This window comes from Longimicrobium terrae, assembly GCF_014202995.1.
Taxonomy (GTDB): domain Bacteria; phylum Gemmatimonadota; class Gemmatimonadetes; order Longimicrobiales; family Longimicrobiaceae; genus Longimicrobium; species Longimicrobium terrae.
Genome location: NZ_JACHIA010000011.1, coordinates 98,510 through 115,064, shown reverse-complemented (window position 1 = coordinate 115,064; position 16,555 = coordinate 98,510). Strand labels below are relative to the sequence as shown.

General features: G+C 63.1%; 6 protein-coding genes. 3 read left to right on the top strand and 3 right to left on the bottom strand.

What is annotated here, in order from left to right; translation table 11 throughout:
- The first annotated feature begins 163 nt into the window (after nucleotides 1-163).
- The 3 genes from HNQ61_RS17465 to HNQ61_RS17455 all read left to right on the top strand — a co-directional run bounded on the left by HNQ61_RS17465 (nucleotide 164) and on the right by HNQ61_RS17455 (nucleotide 9,405).
- Nucleotides 164-6,475, top strand: coding sequence for an HTH domain-containing protein (locus HNQ61_RS17465; RefSeq protein ID WP_170035361.1), 6,312 nt, complete (start codon nucleotides 164-166; stop codon nucleotides 6,473-6,475).
- A gap of 367 nt (nucleotides 6,476-6,842) precedes the next feature.
- Nucleotides 6,843-8,060 (top strand): phosphoribosyltransferase-like protein, encoded by a 1,218-nt coding sequence (locus HNQ61_RS17460; RefSeq protein WP_170035360.1) that lies wholly within the window; start codon nucleotides 6,843-6,845, stop codon nucleotides 8,058-8,060.
- Between the two features lie 97 nt (nucleotides 8,061-8,157).
- Entirely contained in the window at nucleotides 8,158-9,405 is a 1,248-nt protein-coding gene (locus HNQ61_RS17455) for a reverse transcriptase family protein (protein ID WP_205761609.1), read from the top strand.
- A 164-nt stretch (nucleotides 9,406-9,569) separates the two neighbouring features.
- Here the strand turns inward: HNQ61_RS17455 and HNQ61_RS17450 are convergent, their stop codons facing one another.
- The 3 genes from HNQ61_RS17450 to HNQ61_RS17440 form a co-directional block, all read right to left on the bottom strand.
- Nucleotides 9,570-12,353 carry a hypothetical protein gene (locus HNQ61_RS17450; protein ID WP_170035358.1) on the bottom strand — a complete coding sequence of 928 codons (2,784 nt, stop codon included), beginning with the start codon at nucleotides 12,351-12,353 and terminating at the stop codon, nucleotides 9,570-9,572.
- Nucleotides 12,350-13,558: a hypothetical protein gene (locus tag HNQ61_RS17445; RefSeq protein WP_170035357.1), complete on the bottom strand. Its 1,209-nt coding sequence runs from the start codon at nucleotides 13,556-13,558 to the stop codon at nucleotides 12,350-12,352. Before HNQ61_RS17445 ends, HNQ61_RS17450 begins: the two co-directional genes overlap by 4 nt.
- Before the next feature lie 84 nt (nucleotides 13,559-13,642).
- Nucleotides 13,643-16,231, bottom strand: coding sequence for a DDE-type integrase/transposase/recombinase (locus tag HNQ61_RS17440; RefSeq protein ID WP_170035356.1), 2,589 nt, complete (start codon nucleotides 16,229-16,231; stop codon nucleotides 13,643-13,645).
- Between the last annotated feature and the right edge of the window lie 324 nt (nucleotides 16,232-16,555).

Here is a 16,555-nt window from a genome sequence, read left to right as displayed (position 1 = left end):
CCATTGCCTGATGGGTGTTGCCGTCGAGAAGTGGTCGTGTCGTCGCTCTGGCCTTTACACCTGTTCGGCGGTCCGGCAACTTCCTTGTTACGCCCCCGGGATGCTTCTTCTGAGCCTCCCACATTCGATAAGCCGTTGATCGAGAGACAAAGGCCGCGCGCTAGTGGCAACCCATCAGATTCGCCCAAACACCATTCTTCCGGGCATCCAGCCTGGCGAGACCCCGGAACTGCATCGATTCCATTCGCGCACCTTTGAGAAACTCTGCCGCGATCTGTTTGCGGTCGAGCCGGAGATTGCGTCCGCTGAGCTGTGGGGAATGCCGGGTCAGCAGCAGGACGGGATAGACATCATCGCTCACCGAACCGGGAGCGACGGCGTAGAGGTGGGTCAGTGCAAGGCGTACAAAACCTTCAAGCCACATCAGATTCGAAAAGCTGCGGACGAGTTTGTTCGCCATCTACCGTTCTGGCGCACGAAAGGCGTCAGACGGTTTGTGTTGTTTGTAGCTGGTGAGATCGATTCGACACAGTGCCAAAAGGTATATCTCGACCAGCGCCAACGTTTCGGGAAGGAAGGAATCAAATTCGAAATCTGGAGTGCTCCGACCTTGGTGAACAAGCTGCGGTCGCGCACCGGTATTGTCAGCAGCTACTTCGATCCCCCTGAGTACTGGGTAGCCAGGATTTGTGGTGTCGCGGCACCCCCGCCTGTTTATATCGACGCGCCGCGTGCGGATTATGCCAGCCGCGTTCTGGCTGAGCAGGCGAATGAGCTTGCGTCTGTTCTGAATGAAGATGCCGCCCGGAAACTTGAGGCGGCCCGGCAGGCGTGGCGTGAAGGCAGACGGAGCGACGCATTCGCGACAGTCCGGAAGATCCGTGAGCCAGAAGCTGCATGGCGAGCACTTACGCCAGAGGTCAAGGGAAAGATCATTCGGTTCGAAGCGAGCGTGCTACTTCGGCTCGGCGGAGATCTGGAGGAGGTCCGCCGACTCGCGGCGGAATCGGAACTGTTCGACGCGAGCAGCTCCGGTGTGTTGCGCGTCCTGATAGAGCATGCCGTAAACGGGCCTGAGGCGGCTCTCTCCCTTATTCCGGACGTCGACGATCCCGTCCTCCTCGAACTCCGCGCTGGCCTGCTCCTCGAGGTCGGCCGCACGGACGAGAGCCTTGCCACCGTTGACCGGCTCGAGGCACGAGTCGGCGCGACGGCAGAAGGGTACCGCCTGCGAGCTCTGGGTTCGATTGCGAGGAACGATCTCCCGAATGCGCAGCTAGCCGCATTGCGTGCCCTGGAACGGGAGCCCCAGTGGGAGAGCGTCCGCGCCATGGGCGCGATGGTTGATTATCTCAGCGCGTTGTCCCCCGCGGCATCGGGCAACACCTTGCCGGCATGGCCGCTCCCGGTTGCCTGGGTACTCGTCAAGCAAGACGACGACAGCATCGCACGACTCCGGCGAGCTCAGCAGGTTTTCGAAGGCCTGAGTTCGGGCTCTGCGCTCGACCCGGATGAACTGCGTCAGTACCAAGCGTGGCGGCTCGCCTGCCTTTCGAACGACCCCGAGCGTCAGGAGCAGGCGGTTGAGTACTGCCGTGAGCTTTTGGGATCCCATCCTGATCACCTGGCTGCCCTCTGGTGGGCACTGAATCGCAATTTCGCTGTTGATCTCGCGCCCGCGGTGGCCTTGCTTGAGCGGCAGATCGAGTCTACGCAGGCGGGCTTAGATCAGATCACAGCGCTTGTTGCCGCTTACTTCACCAACGGGCGTGTCCGCGAGGGAAGCGCACTGCTCGAGCAGAATCGGGAGCGCTACATTGCCGAGGGTAAGGAGGAATCCTGGCTCGCGTGGCAAAGTCGCGTCGAAGCCGAAGAGAGCCTACCCGCCTCGCTCGAGGGGACGGAAGAATCCGTCGAAACAAGGGACGTGCCCTCCGTGTCGACTGCGGCTGATGTCGGCGACGTCGATGGACTCGACAACCGTTTAGAGCGAAGTGACGCGGCCGAGCATGATCCTCTGCTCCTGTTCCACGCCTGCGTTGCTGCTGCACGAGCCGAGCGTTGGTCCTGGGTAGCGGAGCGAGCCGAAGAGCTGGTCACTGGCCTGGATACGGCTGAGTCAGTTCGGCTGGCTGTAAGCGCGGCCGAGAATGCCGGCCGATACACGTTGGCGCTCTCTCTTCTGGACGGCCATCTCGGAAAATTCCCTGCACGCCGTCTCCCGCCGGAGATGCGGCGCCAGCGCGTGCGGGTACAGCGCGCGCTGGGCGTACTTCCGGCTGCTGTTGCTGAGGCTGAGGAACTTGTCGGAGAGGATCCGAGTGCCGAGAACCTGGTCGCGCTGGCAAGCGTTTACGAATCGACGGCCGATCTGAAGGGCCTCGCGCTACTCGCGCGGCGCTTTCTGACGTGCAAGGATTTACCGCAGGGGAATCTCCTTTGGGCGGCTAAGTTGGTCAGGACCGAAGACCTGTCCCTCGCTCGTGAGCTGTGGCGGCGGGCCACCAAGAAAAACCTCAGGCCCGAGTTCCTCAATAATGCCGTATTTCTGGGATTCGAACTCGGCCTGGATAAGGAAGCTAGTCCGCTTTTGATGCGGCTTGCTCGTCACGGCGGCCAAGGTGAGCAGAGTCAAGCATTACGTAAGTTCGTCGATGCACAGAAGGCAGAAGAACAGACCGGATCCTACAGGGCTGGACTTGAGGCAGCGTACGTGGAGGGCATGCTTCCCGTACACTTAGCTTCTGAAGACCTGAAGTTGTCCATGGTTGAGCTGTATCACCAGCGTTTGGAGCTTAACGCTCGTACCCCAGATCCTCTCCGTCAGCCGCCCCTGCTCGCACGCCACGGTGCGCGCACGCAGTCGGCGAGCGGCGCTTCCGACATAGAGAAGTGGAGCCTCCATGTGGATATCACTGGGCTCTTGCTCGCCCATCACCTTAGGCTGCTAGATGTCATCGAAGAGGCGTGCCACCCGCTGCGGATTGCTCCAGAGCTTTCTCCTGCCCTACTGCGAATACTGGCTGACATGGCTCACCATCAGCCCCGCCAGGTGGAGGTTGCCCGTGCACTAGTTGATGCCCTCGCTCAAGAACGCGCAGCGGTGTTGGATCCCATTCGCAACGCACCGGGTGTGCAGGACGAGACTGCTGTGAATGAGGACTTCGGCAGTGACCTTTGGAGGCGCGCAGCCGATGTGAACGGCTACGTCTTGCAGGTAGAACCGATCCTTTCGGAAGCGAGAAGTGGTGAGATTGACCACGTTTCCCATGACTTTCAGGATCGTATTGTTACTCCTGCAGCCCTTGCAAGGGCTTTGCGAGAAGCAGACGCCATCTCGAAAGCGGAATTGGATACCTTGATCGGCTCCCAAGTGGTGTCGGATGCGGCGGCGGCTGTCAGCCTGCGCACGGGTGTGTCGATATTCTGTCCGAACGGCACGGCCACAGTACTTGGTATGATGGGGCTGCTGGTGCCGGCGTGCTCGCATTTCCGCGTGTACATCGACCCGGCGGAGGCCCAAGCTTCCCGTCTCCACGTGGAACGGGATAAACTCCGTACGGCGTCGGAGGCTTGGCTGACAGAGTTGGTGGTGCGCATCCGCAACGGACTCGCGACTGGCCGATATGTAGTCGTTCCGATGGTGGAAGATCCGCCGGAGGCGGATGAGGACGAGCTTGGTGAGATGTTTGGTCTCCGCACTCTTCTCGAGCAGCGTATAAACCAGGAGACCGTATTCTGGGTCGAGGATCGCTATCTCGGAGGCATCCAGCAGAGCCTCGGAACTCGGATCGTTGGTATCGTGGACATACTCACGGCGCTCAGGCAGTCAGGCCGACTGCCGCAGTTGATTGTTTACGATGCCCTCGATCGTCTCCGTCGTGGCAACGTGCGCTTCATGGCGCCTGAAGGAAGTGAGATTCTTTATCACCTCCGGCGGGCTCGGGTCGATGGGGACTGCCTCGTAGAAACGCCTGAACTGGGGTACCTCCGCCGGTATGTCGCTGCAACTCTCGTGCAGGGCAAGATACTGCGTCGTGACTTCGCGGCAGACGGCAACCCGGCGGAGACGAACGAGATTCCGTATCTGATTTCGATTTCAAGGGCCGTAGACGAGGCATTGAATGGCATTTGGAGCGACCGTACTGCCACAATCGCTGAGCGGAGCGCGCGTGCTGACTGGTTAATGGCCAACCTTTTCCTCGATACATCCAGTGCCCGTACCGTCGTTGCGCTTCGACGAGAATGGGAGAATGACAGGCACCTGCTCGCGACTGCGTTAGCTGGACTCATTTTGCAGGGCGTCACCGCTGATGAGGAAACAGGACACGAGTTCCGAACATGGCTAACCGAACGGGTACTTGCGCCGCGGTTTGGCGCAGATGCCCTACTTTCGGTAGCTGTGGCCCACGTTATCAAATTTCACTTCGCTGACCTTGGCAACGATCTGGGCCAAGAATTGGAATCTCTGCGGCATTTCGTCCGCCAGCGCGTTCACGACCGCCTTCCGGCAGAGGTGCGGGAGGAGATTGAGCGGGATCCCGAGTATATGGCCAACATGGGTGTCCTGATCCAACCGGTTGTGCGGGCAGGGGAGGAGATGATGTTTCAACGGGAGTCGTTCATTGCGGCGGTGGCGGATGCCATGAACGGTCTCACCGCACGAATCTCTCTCGCTGGCGAGGAGGAGCCGACTGTGGAGATCTCCCCGGCGGAGGGAAATCCCCCGCGCTCCGCGGTGTTTCTCGCTCGTTCCGATGGCCGCACGTTCGTCGTTGAGGACCCGATCTTCCGAGTGCTTCGCAATTCCGTAGATGATAGAAGGGAAGTGCTGCTCCAGCATCGCGATTGGTGTGTCGGCCCGGCTGAGGAGTTCCGGATGGAGGTCGCGCGGGTGGTTTCCATGGTCGATCCGCTACAGCGCTATACCGAAGTCGAAGCTTGGCGAGATACCAGCCCTGCTGAACACTACCGGGAACTGGTCCGTAAGGTGTCGACAGGCGCGCCACTCTCCTTGCGCGAACTCATGCCGCCAGACCTGAACCGTTTCGCGGACTACCATGGGTTAACGCAGGTAACCGAGAATGGGATATCCAGTGCGGATGCGTTGGAGCTGTTCTCGACAGCGTTGATTGCGACCGAAGGTCTCTTCGCTGCAGTGCACAGGCTTATCGACTTGCCTTGCGAACTCCCTCGGGCGGTTCAGAAAAGATTCGTGGACGCTTCAGATCGGGGTCGGCGCGAACTCTTGAACGCGATCTTTCCGATCTCGCGAACGCCGGTTTCCTGCATCCATCTACTTCGTCTGTTGAGCCTCGACGCACACACGCGGTCCTCAAGTAAACGGCTTGCGAGGAGGGTCGCGCTGCGGCTTCTATCCTCGGCCAACGAGCCCGAAATCGAGGCTTTCCTTGCGCTGCTTCAGTGGACTGAGCAACGCATCCGCGAGGACCGCACTGCCCGCGCCTGGAACCCTGCGGGGCAACTTGCGGCGACCTGGCTCCATGCCGGCGCTCTCTTTCGATCCTTCACGGCTGCTGGATTGAAGGCCGAGTGGCTTCGGCAGGCCTTCGATCAGCGCGGGTCCCGGCTTAACCGCGGCCTCTTTGAGCGTGACGAGGATTACAGTCTTGACATCGCGCACCCCAGCAGAGCGCAGAGGCTTTTGCTGCTGATGACGGGATTGGACTATGCTTTCGAAGGCACTCTCCTATCACAGGACACCAAGCTCCAAGATGCCGCATCCGAGAGCGCTTTTTATCTTGGTGTACCGGAACGGCGGCCACGACTAGAATTTCTGCAGGATACTGCACTTGCGAAAAACGCTCTCCGTTCCTTTCTGGGGCGTAACCGAGGTGCTGCGATCTCAGCCCTGACGGGCCTTGATTTGAGCGGTCTCGCTTCAGCCGGGGCGCTAAGACGTTTCGCCGAGGAAACCGTCGAAAAGCTTCAGGCGGGGAAAGACGAGGGGTGGGCTCAATTATGGGTAGTCAGTCGGGACCTCCCCATTCATGAGGACCTGCAGCAAAAGGTCAGGGATGCGGTCCTTAAAACCGACTTCGCAAAGTATATCAGACAGGATCGGGACCATGGCCGAATGGCGCTGGTCGCTGCGGCTAACCAGAGTGCAGGATGGGGGAGCGCGGAAGTAAGCGAGCACCTCGAGGCGGCGCTACTCGGCATCGCTGCGCATTTCGCCGGGATTGAGGGCGGCGGAGACGGGCTAGACGCCGAACTGGAGGTCATCTCTGATCTGCTGCTGGATGTGGCACTTCGTGTCGCCTGGCAGCAGGAAAGCGTTGTTCGGGTGGCGGAAAAATTCGCTCAGCTTGCGTCCCGGATAGTGGACGCGTGGCCGTACTTAGCTGGTGAATGGGCATTCGCCGCAGAGCGGTTATGGGCAGAGCTTCCGATTGAGTGTGCCCGCCCGCTGGCAAGTCTCGTCGTGCACATCCGCGCAGTGCGGAATGTGTAATTTGTCGGGCCACTGGCCGGGCCCTACGGAGTGCTCCGCGGAGCATGGCCGGCGCACAGTCGTGCGTACGGCGCGTGCCCTCAGGGTGCACCCATCGGGGCGCAGCCGCTTTACCAAACGAGTCCGCCGCATTCGTGATGTAATCGCCTGAGGCGCACCGCCGAAGTGCAATGACCGAATGGGTTGCAGATGGAAATACGTCGGCTTAGGACATCATACGGGCCATGGTGGGTTGCATCTGCAGATCCGCGATTCGGTGGGGGGCCAGCACTTCCGGCCCGCCCGCGGGTCGCGTCGGATCCGACCCGATCTTGTGATACCTTGTACGGGCAGATCGCTAACCCGAGTTCACTGGAGCATCGCCGATATGAACGCACTCTCAGAAACCCCCGAGGCGACACGCTGGTTGGAACGCTTTTCTGATGTCGATCGGCCGACTGCAATCGCGCTGATCGATGAAATCCTGCTTGTTAGCCGGGATGACTTTTCGAACGGCCTCGATGCTTTGCTGGATGCGGCAGTCGCGGAGGCAGGTGGGCCCGTGGCGTTGTTCGGAGAGCGTCCGATAAAAAAAGTGTATGGGAAGATACCCGCTTTCTTTCGCAACTCCCGCCGTGGCCGGGCAGAAGGTGCAGGGGGGCAGCCGATCATCGTTGATCCACGAGACCAAGAGGTGGGCAGCGAAGGCATCGTTGCCAATCTGATCACTGATTACTCCCGGCGGCACGAGAATACGTGTTTTCCTTACCCCGGACCGACAAAGATGCGGGATGAGAAAGTCAGAGCGATCATCTTGGTAACGGACTTCATCGGCTCCGGTGACCGTATCACCAGAATGCTCGAAGCTTTCAGGTATGTTGCGACAATCAGGAGTTGGCGGTCCTATAAATTGATTCGCTTCGTGGTCGTTGCTTATTCCGGCCTTGACGCAGGGATCGCCAAGGTCCGCAGTCACCGCCTGAAGCCGGAGGTCCGAACTTTCACGGGCTGCCCCACGCTCAAGGGAGCATTCACGGGGAACGTTCTCCGGGACATTGAACGACTCTGCAGATCTTATCCAAAGGGTCACCGGGAGCCGCTTGGCTACAAAACCGGTGGTGCTCTAATCGCGTTTTCGCACGGCAGCCCGAACAACGCTCCCCCGATCCTGCACAGCCGTTCGGCTAAATGGGTACCCTTGTTCAAGGGCCGAAGTACGACAGGCGTGCTGGCTCCACTGCTGACAGACGCGGAGTATTCGGACGCGCACCAGCGTGTCACAAAGCTCTTGGGAATACGGGGAGCGCGGAAGGAACTAAGCTCCGGGGCCGGGAACCGGTGGATCTCGACGATGCTGGTCTTGGCCGCCGCAGAAAGAGGCGTCCGCCAGCCGGTCAAGATCTCTGCAAAAACGCACCTGAGTGTGGGTGAGGTCACTTCATTGCGTGCCCTCGCTATCGATGCTGGCTGGCTAGACAGCACTACCCGTCTAACGCCGCTTGGGCGTCGGGAATTGGCAAGATTGCGGCGCCGCAGGCGCCGCGCGCCCATCCTTGCAGCGAATACCGAGCAGTATTACTATCCCACCCAGCTGAGGGCTCCATGACCGGGATTAGTACTGCGCCGCGAAGGCGGCGCTGGGCTTTCATCGCAAAGTTCAGGGTGCGGGAGTTCCCGCACCCATCTCGCGGAGCTCTGTATTCATGCTGCGCAGCAGTCCAACTCTGGCCTGGCGGGGTCTTGGTCCAGACTCGCACTGTCACCCACCCGGGGTGGTCAAAGTAATGCCGGCATGGAACCCTCAGCGGTATCAGCACGAAGGCAAGATACGAGACATCGACCAAGGGATTCTGGACTCAGTAGTCCGAATCATCAACCGCATCCGGGCTGTCGATGCGAGATTGCCAGTCATCCTGACACTCCGTCATCTGAGTGTCCTCACTGACGTTCCCTACAAATACTTGCGCGATGTCGTCAGCCGGCAGGCAGGCGATTATAAACGGGTGCTCCTCAAGAAGCGCGTCCCCGGGCGCACTCGCCATCGCGAAATCAGCATTCCGAACCCCGTGCTCGCGGGCGTGCAGAAGTGGATCAACGAGAACATACTTCAGTTTACCTCAGCACACCCGCTCAGTTACGCATATCATCCGGAATCGCAGGCCGTGTTCGCCGCCACCCCCCATTGCGGCTGCCGGTGGCTGCTAAAAGTGGACCTCACTGACTTCTTCCACAGCATCTCAGAGTCCGACGTTTACGCGGTATTCAAATCTCTCGGCTATTCGCCGCTGCTCGCGTTCGAACTTGCCAGATTGACCACGATGCTGTCCGCGTCGTCTCGCCCCGCTCCAGCCGACTTCACGGAACGATGGTCCTCGATTCCAGCATACGCTTGCGAAAAGCAGGGGGTTCTGCCGCAAGGCGCGCCTACCAGTCCGATGCTATCAAATCTGGTGATGCGGGACCTGGATGAAGGGCTGGCCCAACTTGCTGAAGCAGCCGGATATACATACACCCGCTATGCCGACGATCTCGCGTTTTCCACGGCCAAGGACGTTGGGCTTGAACACGTTCAGCGGCTTCGGAAATCAGTTTTACTGAAACTCGCGAAAAGTGGGTTTTCCGGGAACCTAAGGAAGACCGTGATTCGTGGTCCGGGAGCACGGCGGATGGTCTTGGGGATTCTCGTGGATGGGCACGAACCGCGACTCGCACGGGAGTACAAGGACGCGCTACGGCAGCATCTGTATTACCTGCTTTCTCCGGCCCACGGGCCGGCGAAACACGCTGGAGCCCGAAATCTCTCTGTCTCCACCCTGTTCTACCACGTGCGTGGAAAGATCGCCTGGGCTGAAAGAGTCGAGCCCTCCTTCGGCAGCGCCTGTCTCGAAGAGTTTGAGAAGGTAGACTGGCCTCCTGTCGATGTGGCGCGTCAGAGATCGCGTGACGCATAGCCCATTTCCTTGCCGTCGGACTTCTCAGCGCGGTACGGCGGATGCCAGTCCCTCTACACCCGCACAATATTCCCTCTTCTTGGCACACCGCCTTGGCCGCATACGGAGTTGCCTCTCGGTACGCGGAATGACTCGCCGGTCCGGTCCTGAATACGGTTGATCACTCAGATCTGGAGCAGCAGATCTCGATTCCAAGCCTCGTCCCACGCACGGAGCACGCGCCGGCCCAAGGCTTGTACCTGGACTTCCATCGTTGCGTCAGCGGCTAGTCTAAGTGCTTGGCGCTCATTCTCCCGGAGCTCACGCGCCAAGGTTCCGAATGGCAGCGGCGCGAGGCCGTACACGGCCGCTTCGCAGGCAGGGAGACTCGTACCTGGCGCGCAGCGTTCTCCTCCTTCGCACGCGCGCACGATGTACTCGGCAAGGGCGTCCCGCGATTCGGGATCGTCGAGCAGCCCCAGCGCGCCCGCGGCGAGGGTATGCGCGGAGGTGCGCCTCGCGTCGCAGAGAGCCGCGATGAACGGCTCAGGGGTCCGCAGGTCACCCAGCGCGTGGCAGCCCTGCGCGACGAAGTGCCCGCTGCGCCCGTTTCCAAAGCGGGCATGCGCGTAACGTATGAATTCGATGCGGTCCATCCGGATCTCCACCGGCCGACCGCCCCTGCGCCTGGCCGGCCGGACGATGGGCCCGCGGATCACGGGCACGGTGAACCGGGCGGACAGCATGCGCTCATGTAGTCCGTCCGGCATTGAGTACAGACCTTCCAGCGAACGCCACGCTTCAACGACGTCCAGCGGGCCCTCGACCGTCGCCCGCAGAGGTGTGCAGGAAGACAGACTTCGAAGCCGGCGGACCTTCTCCTCGAGCGCAACGAGACTGGCATCAAGAGCAGCGGTCTGGGCCGACTCTTCGTCGAGCAACGCGGTTGCGGCGCATGCACTCGCCAAGCGCGCCCGGCAATCGCCGATCTTTCTGGCCAGCGCTTCCGCGCGCCAGTCCAGGATCTCCTCGGAAAGGGGTATGACGCCGCTCGTGTGCAGCGCGACCGCGTCAGACAGGGTGGAACAGGACTTCCGCAGCGGCGCTGGTGTCGCGTCCCGCAGGGCGAGCCGGTAAGCGACGTATGCATTCCCCGCCGGAGTGGCGCGGGTGTCGTAAAATGCGCAGTTCCGGACGACGCCGAGGCAGATGACCGGCGGGCGACGATGTCCGTTCTTCGTGCGCCCGGCGTCCTGCAGGTATACGCCGAGAGAGATGCCCGTTCGGGGAACAAGCCGGGGCAGGTTTTTGGCAACGCGCCTCACGTCGCGGACGGTCACCGGCCGGGAGCGCAGGATTCGTCGGCGGTCCGGATCACTCTCCGATGCGAGGACGTGTGCCTTGGCGTGCAGCACGAGCGCACGCATGTCCTGAGCGATGGAAACGAAGGCGACGTCCAGGGGAGCTTCGGGCGCGAGAGCATCCGCGGGTTCGCTCTCCATGTCGCATACAGAACTCCGCAGACCATCTCGCAGCGCCCGGTCCCGGTCGGCCGGTGCGAGGGCATTCCACTCGCGCGCCGGCGCCCAGCGGACGTGGAACGAGTCCGCCTCGGCCATCCGAACCAGTTCGCCGTCGTCGTGGAGACACTGCAGAGCACTGACCCAGGCCCAAGGTGGATCCCCTTCCGTGCGGTAGCGTGCGTGCGAGTTGGCGTAGTTCCGCAGCGCGGTGGTCGTGAAGGGGCGGCCGCGGCTGGCGTTCCAGAGCGCCCGCGCGGCGCGCAGACGGCGGTCGAGGTGGTGCTCCGCGAGTCCGGAGACCCAGTTCGGACCCCACGGCATGGCGTAGTATTTCCTGCACCGCCCCCCGCGGCGCCTGGATCGGACCACGATCGCTCGATCCCATACGACGAGGGATTCGAGCAGGGTGCTGAGCGTGGCTACCCGGGCCTGTAGCCTGAGCTCCGAATCGCGCTCCGCTTCAGAAGCGACCTCCTCCACCAGGACTGCGCTCGAGAGCCTTTCTGTCGCGCGGCGCACCGCCTCTTCCACGCGCTCCATGTCGGAGATATACGGCCGCGGGAGAAGCTCCATGCGCGCGATCGGCGCAAAGAGGAAGGCGTGCGTGAGGCGGCTCGCTACGCGCACGCGGCCGAGCACCACGGCCGGTTCGAGCGCTTCGTACATCCGGTTTCGGAGCCGTTGCGGCGGAGGTGAGCCGAAGAGGCGCTCCCATGCCTCACAGACCTCCACGGTTGTCGCCATTGCACCGGTGAGCGCGACGGCCGACTCGACCGCCCGCTCCGTGCGGGCGCACTGGCTCAGGGTCTGGTCCGACCACCGGGGGAGTGGGGGTGCGGGGAGAACGCATGCCGGGTGCCCGTTTACTCCGAAGTACAGTTCGTTCCCTCGGCGTACCACCGTCACGCGCCCCGCGCGCACGGCGGGCTCGAGTGCTTTCTTCCACTCCCAAGCGCTACCCCCGGGAGCGCCACGGTCCGCAAAACGGGAGGTCCAGGCCTCGTGCAGTTCGGCTGGCAGGACCATCGCGACACGGAGTTCCATCGCGAGCGCGAGCACCTCCTCTGTCATCTCGCAGAGTTCGATGAGCCGCCCGGTGGCCTGCCGACCGGCCGGGAGAGTGGACGCCAGCTCGCCGGCGTCGGCCATGCCGAAAAAGGCGAAGCGCGTGCTGACCCGCATCACGACCCGGCCGGCGAGCAAGGCGGGTTCGAGCATCCATCGCCAGCGCGCCGGTTCCGGTGCGTCGGGCCTGTCGGAGTGCACCATCATCCATGAGCGGCACGCCATCCACGCCCGAACGAGGTTTCCCGCTTCCGCCTGGGCGCGCGCGACGGCGGCTTCGGCATCGGCGCAAAGTGCAAGACGCGACCGGGTGAACGGCCTGCCGTTCGTGGGGTTCACCGTCGCCGCGCTGGCCGCATGTTGGGCAAAGGGCTTCGTCATGGACCGGCCTTTCTCTTTCGCGGTCTCGCTACGGCCGCCTTTCGTTCGTCCTCTGCCGCGGCACGTCCTTCACGGATCGCACGGAGGGCTGGATGCCCCCTGCCGCTGGTGATCTTCGCTGTGGTGTCTGCCCGCCCCTGCCCTGCGCCACCGGCGGCCCGTAGGGGTTCGAGATGCAGGTCCCGCAGTGCACCGGCGCGTTCCAGCACGGAGTCGATCGCCCTCCCGTCGAATGCTGGCTCGGTCTGCTTTGTGATCTTCTGCCGCAGGTGGCGGTGGAATGGCAGAGCGGTCTTGAAGGCTTCCAGCGTCGGCCGGCGGAGCCCGCCGTACCGCGTAATCGCATCGATGAGACGAAGGAATGGTAGAAGCTGGTCTATGAGCCCCTGTGTCACCTCGTGTGCGACCTGCGCCATCAGCGCGTCATCCAGCGTGGTGAGGTCGAGGTCCTGCAACCCGATTCCTGACTGCCGGATTGCTTCCGCGGTGACGGCGGCTGATGCATACGGACGCAGTACGGCATGCTCCCCCTCAAGGAGATGGAGGAGTTCAGGCACGGGGCCGAGAAGAGTCTCAGGCGGGTTGTGGGTCACCAGAACGAAACCGAGGCGCGGTACCATCGAGTCGTACTCGTCGAGTTCCAAGGGCACCCGATAGCTGGGGTCCGATACGAGCATCAGCTCGCCGATCATCTGGAGCACGTCGCGCGAGCAGTGGTGGATGTGGTCGAAGATGATGGTGCACACGCGGTGGGCACGAATACCCTCCACGAATCGGCGGGCGAGCGTCTCGACCGAGCGGAAGCGCAGTTCCGTCACCGAGAGGGGTGCCCGGATGATTTCGCACAAAGCATCCAGAAGCTTCACCGGATTGCGGGAGCCGCTCAGAATCGGCATGTACGCGATCCGGCGCGGATCCCTGTGCATGCCCGCCCGGTGGTTGAACGCCCTGCTGTAGTCCCCGGCCAAGGTTGATGCGCCGACACCCAGGCGCTCACCCTGGAGGTACAGCCGCCCACGGTTCGTCACCGTCGCCGCGAGTCGCCGGTCGAGCGGCCTGAGAACGGCGTCCGGGTAGACGTGCGGCAGCGCGCGGGTTTCGAGGTCGACCACATTCGACGGGGCAGTGGGGTCGATGCGCGCGAAGAGGCGGGTGGCTGCCGCTTCGACCTCCGCGTCTCCGGGTATGTGTCCGAGCCGGCGCATGGGCGCCGCCCGCCTGGCCAGCAGGGCTGACGGGAAATCATCATCGCTGGCGTCCGCCAGGCGGGGGTCATGTGGCACGGCGGTTCAGTCCTCGAAAGGGTTGGCGAGGAGCGGGGTTTTGCCTCCGCGGGAGTGAGGGTGCGCGTCCACTGATTCGGTCTCCGGAACGTTCTGACCAGAGCGAGCCCGACGCGGCCGGTGCGCGCGGACGGGGACGAGCCCGGCCATGGGCGCCGCATCCGTGTCCAGGGACGGATCTGCGTCCCCTCCGGCCGGAAGAGCGCGCACCGCGGTGTCGTCCACGGGCGCGGGCGGCGGGGCCAGCAGAGACTTGGCGGCGCGCGCGAGCGACGGGCGAAGCACGGCCGCCGCGAGGGCTGAGCCCTCCGCCTCTCCGATCAGCGCTGCCTTTTCAACCCGCTGTTCGGCCATGCGAACCTGGTCACGCTCCCTGCCGAGCTGGTCCTGCTTCTCCCTCCAGCGGGCTTCTTCCTGGGCCTGCACCCATGCAGGCGGTGGCGGGCTCTCCGGGTGTGTGTAACGTTCTGCCCGCCCGAGGTAGCGGAGCGTTCCGTCCGGTCCCGGAAGGGCGACGTCTACGAACCGGGGCCGGTAGGGATCCCGGTAGATCCGCACTGTGCGGCCGTTCATCAAGCTGCTGAACGACTCGTGATGGTAGCGATGTCCGCCGAACTCGATGCCGTAGCCGTGCAGGACGGCATTATCGGTGACCAAGAGAAGCGGCAGCCATGTCTCCGGCGAGACCTCACGGCGACCGGTGCCGCCGAGGGGCCGCGCGCCGATCTCTTCCTCATAATGCTTGTTGGGGATACGCCGTGTGGTGGAGTGCTCGCGACCGTTCATCCACCCGTCGACCTTGTCCCAGATTGCCTTTTCCAGTTCAGGCAGTGTGAGCAGGTCATCTACGTGCCAGTCTTTCTGTTTCCCGCCGCACCATCCCGGCAGGTGTGGGAGAATCTTGGACTTGATGGTCAGGTGCCCCCGCTCGTCGGCACCGCCGCCCTGCGGCGTCCAGGGACGAGAGTGTACCTCGATGATCTCCGCGGCCTTCAGCGCTGCGCGGACGGTGTGATTTTTCAGGTCGCTCCCGTTGTCGGTATAGAGAACGTCGGGTAAGCCGTACATCTCAATTGCATCCCGGAGCGCAAGCAGCGTAGTCCGGGTGTTCGGGGCGTGCGGCCAGAGCCGAATGGCCAGAACTTTCCGGGTGCAGAGATCGATGATCTTCGTCATCCAGATTCCCTGGACGGCCGTCCGTTCCACCCACCCGGCAGTGTTCCGGTCTTCCAGCGCGAATCGCATCCGGGCATACGCCCGGGTCACGTCGTCTTCGAACGGGCCCTTATAACCGGGCATGACCAGCTCCTGGGTAATCCAGGAGTGGTCCATGTGCCAGACGCGGTTGGGATACGGTGCCTGGCGGATCAAGCGGGTGCGGAGGATCTCCGGGCCGGCCGGTCCCCCACGCTTCAGCGCCCGCTCCCGGTCAGGTATTTCAGCGATGTACCGCAGGATCGTGCGGCTGCTTGCCTGTGCTCCGCTTTCCCGGAGGTGGTCGACGACGTTCGTGGGGGTCCAGCCCGGGTTGTCGAGGAATACCTGCTGGGCCCGGGTCTTCAGCTTCGAAGACTTGGAGATACAGCGTTCTTCCGGATAGCGGTGCAGAAGCGCGGCGGTGATGGAAACTTCCGGAAGCCCCAGCCGGGCCGTCCGCTCCCGTTCCACGCGGATGAGGGCTGCCCACCGGAAGATCTGCCGTTCAGATACGTTCCGGTATTTGCGGCAGAGCGTGGCTGGGATGCTGTCCAGGCCAGGGTGGCCTGCCGTTGATGCGACCCTAGCGAACTCGGCCCGCCAGAACCTCGCGGCTTCCCCTACGCCCATCGCGCCATTCAGGACGGGCGCGATGATGGTCGCCCGCGCAGCGGCGCACTCTGTATCGTGACGTTCCCGGACGTGGCCGATCACCTTGCCGTACTGTGGCTGCGGGGCCACATGCCTGGGGCCTCCGGCGGGGGATCGCTCCCCCGTTCCGAAGACCGGGTCGTCCGGATCGATCCCGTTCACGAGCGTGACTTCTGCGGGCCGGCCGGGCAGCGTGGGGATGGTGAGAGCAACGTTGTTTTCCGCTGCACGTTCACGGTAGGTCGCCGTCACGTGCTCCAGTTCAGTTGCCATTCCTTCCACCGCCGCGGCTCCCTTTGCCGCGGCGGCGGTGAGGAACCGCCCGTCCGAGCGCATAATGCGGTCCTTGTAGCGCTGCTGGTCTTCACGGCCGAACCGGCCTGCCTCGACCAGCGTCCTGGCCGCTGCTTCATGCTCGACGCGCGCAGTTTCCAGGCGGGCGACGGCCGCGCGCAACCGCGGGCTACCCGCCGTTTTCAGCCGACGGCGCGGCACGGGCACGCCGCCCGCCACCGCGGGCGGGCGGGGCTGTGCATCGCGGGCCCTCGGGAAGCCGCGGTAGAACGTCGCCTGGTCAGGGCAGCGGCCAGGCAACTCTCCCCGTGCGTACGCCGCGGTCAGGTCGCGATAGAGAGGGAGCAGCTTCCCGTCACGCCCATCCAGATATGCGGCGATGGCGGGCCAGTCGATCGGCTGGCCCGCAGTTGGTGGGTTCCGGCGCTTCCGGCTCCTTCGAACCATCGTCATGTCAGGCTTGGCTGCGATGGTTCCGGTTCGATCGCCGGGGCTGGATGATCCGTCTTGAGCGGCCCTCGAACTCCTCAGCCAGTGCACGGCAGACCCGAGCGGCTGCCTTCAGAGCGTGCGCCGATGCACGGGAGGAGCGGGCGCGTTTCAAGGCGAACCGAACGCGCACGATGTCGTCAGGGTTGAGGGCGCCGGCCGTAAGCGCCTGCCCGGCTGCCTTGGTCAGGCTGCGCCGTGCTGCTCTGAGATCCACCTGATCGATTGACGCAGAAGTTGGGATCCCCATCGTCTACTCCATGCCATGGTCCAGATGCCCGCCGGATT

Bases quoted from the DNA above. Each gene is read 5' to 3' on its own strand.
- HNQ61_RS17460 (WP_170035360.1), top strand. From the start codon at position 6,843: ATGAACGCACTCTCAGAAACCCCCGAGGCGACACGCTGGTTGGAACGC.
- HNQ61_RS17455 (WP_205761609.1), top strand. From the start codon at position 8,158: ATGCTGCGCAGCAGTCCAACTCTGGCCTGGCGGGGTCTTGGTCCAGAC.
- HNQ61_RS17450 (WP_170035358.1), bottom strand. From the start codon at position 12,353: ATGACGAAGCCCTTTGCCCAACATGCGGCCAGCGCGGCGACGGTGAAC.
- HNQ61_RS17445 (WP_170035357.1), bottom strand. From the start codon at position 13,558: ATGCGCCGGCTCGGACACATACCCGGAGACGCGGAGGTCGAAGCGGCA.
- HNQ61_RS17440 (WP_170035356.1), bottom strand. From the start codon at position 16,231: ATGACGATGGTTCGAAGGAGCCGGAAGCGCCGGAACCCACCAACTGCG.